This is a genomic window from Endozoicomonas sp. ALC013 (genome assembly GCF_049310205.1).
Lineage (GTDB): Bacteria > Pseudomonadota > Gammaproteobacteria > Pseudomonadales > Endozoicomonadaceae > Endozoicomonas.
On sequence record NZ_JBLYNS010000288.1, the window covers coordinates 1 to 3,144 of the forward strand.

The window sequence follows — 3,144 nt, forward strand, 5'->3', positions numbered from 1 at the left end:
AACCGCAGTCTGCTTTTTATATTCTCATGAATTAATGAAATATAATTATGGATGGAAGATCTGCTGGTATCAGTGGTAAATACACAAGATCAGTTAATAATTACAACCAACCGAATAACCATGCTCCCTCTTCAGGGCGTGGACGATATAGGCATGCCACAGTCAAACAATGGGATAATCCCACCCGCACTGTGCCGGGTCGCAATGAATTTTACCATTCTTCTGGCACACGCTCTTCTCAACATCTACAGTGCCATTCAGTAAACCCTGCTCAAGATTTTAATGCCCTCATCACACAGGAAATAATGGATGATCTGTTGAGTAAATCGGATCATTTCGGTCATCGCTATAATGGAAAAAATCACAGCCAATTTGCCTGTTCAATTAAAGAATACACGTCAGCTGCTAAAAGACCGTTAAACCGGGCGGAACAAAGCCAGCTGATACGTATGCTGCAAAACTTTACCCCAACACGGAGCTGGAATTGGCGAAGCCTGACGACAACACTTCATTCATTAACTTCAGCGGGTGTTTTTACCCCTCATTCCCCCATGGATGAGCGTGTTAAGCTTACTCAAGCTCACTTATTGTCAACGCTACTGGATGCAATAATATTTAACTGCAGCCAAAAACCTCAAGCCAGGAATATTGATGCCCGGGGTATCGCCAACCTGCTTTGGGCCATGGCGAAACTGGTGGACAACGGGCAGAAGCAGACACCAGAGTTCAACGAGGCCGTTGTCGCGCTGTTGCCCCACGTGAACGCAAAGAAAGACCAATTTAAGGCCCAGGGCATTGCCAACCTGCTGTGGGCCATGGCGAAACTGGTGGACAACGGGCTGGAGCAGACAGCAGAGTTCAAAGAGGCCATGGCCGCCCTGTTGACCCACGTGAACATACAGAAAGACCAATTCAATGCCCAGGGTATCGCCAACCTGCTGTGGGCCATGACGAAACTGGTGGACAACGGGGAGTGGACACCGGAGCTCAAAGAAGCTGTGGCCGCGCTGCTCCCCCATGTGAACGCACAGATAGATCAATTTAATACCCAGCATATTGTCAACCTGCTGTGGGCAATCGCGAAACTGTCGGACAACGGGCAGAAGCGGACACCAGAGCTCAACGAGGCCTTAGCCGCGCTGTTGCACCATGTGAGCGCACAGAAAGATCAACTTAATACCCAGAATATTGCCAACCTGCTGTGGGCCATCGCGAAACTGTCGGACAACAGGCAGAAGCGGATACCAGAGCTCAACCAGGCCGTAGCCACGCTGCTACCCCACGTAAACGTACAAAAAGATAACTTTAAACCACAGGGTATCGCCAACCTGCTGTGGGCCCTGGCAAAACTGGTGGACAACGGCCAGGAGCGGACACCAGGGTTCAACGAGGCCGTGGCTGCGCTGTTGCCCAATGTGAACGCACAGAAAAACCAGTTTATTCCTCAGCATATCGCCAACCTGCTGTGGGCCATGGCGAAACTGGTGGGCAACGGGCAGAAGCAGACACCAGGGCTCAACGAAGCCCTGGTCGCGCTGTTGCCCCGGGTGAACGCACAGAAAACCCAATTTCATGCCCAGGTTATCGCCAACCTGCTGTGGGCCATGGCGAAACTGGTGGACAACGGGCAGGAGCGAACACCAGCACTCAACGAGGTCGTGGCCACGCTATTGCCCCAAGTGGTCGCACAGAAAGCTCACTTTAAACCACAGGAAATCACCAACCTGCTGTGGGCCATAGCGAAACTGGTGGACAACGGGCAGGAGCAGACACCAGAGCTCAACGAGGCCATGGCCGCGTTGTTGCCCCACGTGAGCGCACAGAAAGCCAGCTTTACACCACAGGGTATTGCCAATCTGCTGTGGGCCATGGCGAAACTGGTGGACAACGGACAGGAGTCGACATCAGAACTCAACGAGGCCGTGACCGCACTGTTGCCCCACGTGAATGCACAGAGAGCTACCTTTAAACCACAAGGTATCGCCAACCTGCTGTGGGCCATGGCGAAACTGGTGGACAACGGGCAGGAGTCGACACCAGAACTCAACGAGGCCGTGACCGCACTGTTGCCCCACGTGAATGCTCAGAGAGCTACCTTTAAACCACAAGAGATCGCCAACATGCTATGGGCCATGGCGAAACTGGTGGACAACGGGCAGGAGCAGACACCAGCGCTTAACAAGGCCGTGGTCGCACTGTTGCCCCGCGTGAAAATACAGAAATACCAATTTATTCCTCAGCACATCGTTAACCTGCTGTGGGCCATGGCGAAACTGGTGGATAACGGGCAGGAGTGGACACCAGAGTTCAAAGCGACTGTGGCAGCGCTGTTACCCCACGTGAGCGCACGGAAAGCTGACTTTACACCACAGGGTATCGCCAACCTGCTGTGGGCCATGGCGAAACTGGGTGAACTCGTTGAGCTGAATGTGGTTACCTCTGCATTCGAATCGCTTGTCTACCGAATCAGTGAAACCCCTCAGCTCTCCAGGCAAGATATATCGATGTCTCTCTGGGGCGTAATGGTATGCTGTGCCAGGTTGTCTCTAGACTCCAAAGCCAATAAAAATAACGTGCTTGAAAAGCACATGGATATCCTGTTGACTCGCCTGGAAAATACATCACCGGATAATGAAGAGGATCAAACCACCATTGCCATGGCCGCCAGTTGGCTTGGCAGAGCGTGTCCGTTCAACCCCCATTACCAGACAATCGTTTCAAAACGCCAATCCGACTTCCGTAATCAACTCCAATCATGTATGCCCTCTTTGAAGATTGAAGAAGAAAAGAGTTTGCACTCATTGCCTCCGGTTGACCTGCTACTGCCAGATCACAATATGGTGATTGAAGTTCAGGGACCGTCTCATTACGTGGGTGGTGATTTCAACACCAGGAATGGTTCGACTCTGCTGAAAATCGCACTGCTGCAGAAATCAGGATTTGAGGTCATTGAAATCCCGGTTAACAGGCTTTGGAACCTGGATGTAATGAAACCATTTATTGACCAAATAAAAAAGAGAGCAAACAGCCAGTAATCGCCTCCCTGCCATCGTGACTCAGGAACCATTTTCACAATTCAGAGTAGATGTTCTCCTCCAACCACTTGCGTTTATAAACCGTTCAACAAAATGAACTTCTGAACAG

The 3,144-nt window shown here is 51.2% G+C and carries 1 protein-coding gene; it reads left to right on the top strand.

From position 1 onward, the window contains the following. The first annotated feature begins 47 nt into the window (after nt 1-47). Nucleotides 48-3,035, top strand: coding sequence for a DUF1601 domain-containing protein (locus ACO6V1_RS23205; RefSeq protein ID WP_422464010.1), 2,988 nt, complete (start codon nt 48-50; stop codon nt 3,033-3,035). Nucleotides 3,036-3,144 lie beyond the last annotated feature (109 nt).

What these genes read in the sequence shown, in the direction of transcription:
- ACO6V1_RS23205 (WP_422464010.1), top strand. Translation starts at nt 48, where the DNA reads ATGGATGGAAGATCTGCTGGTATCAGTGGTAAATACACAAGATCAGTT.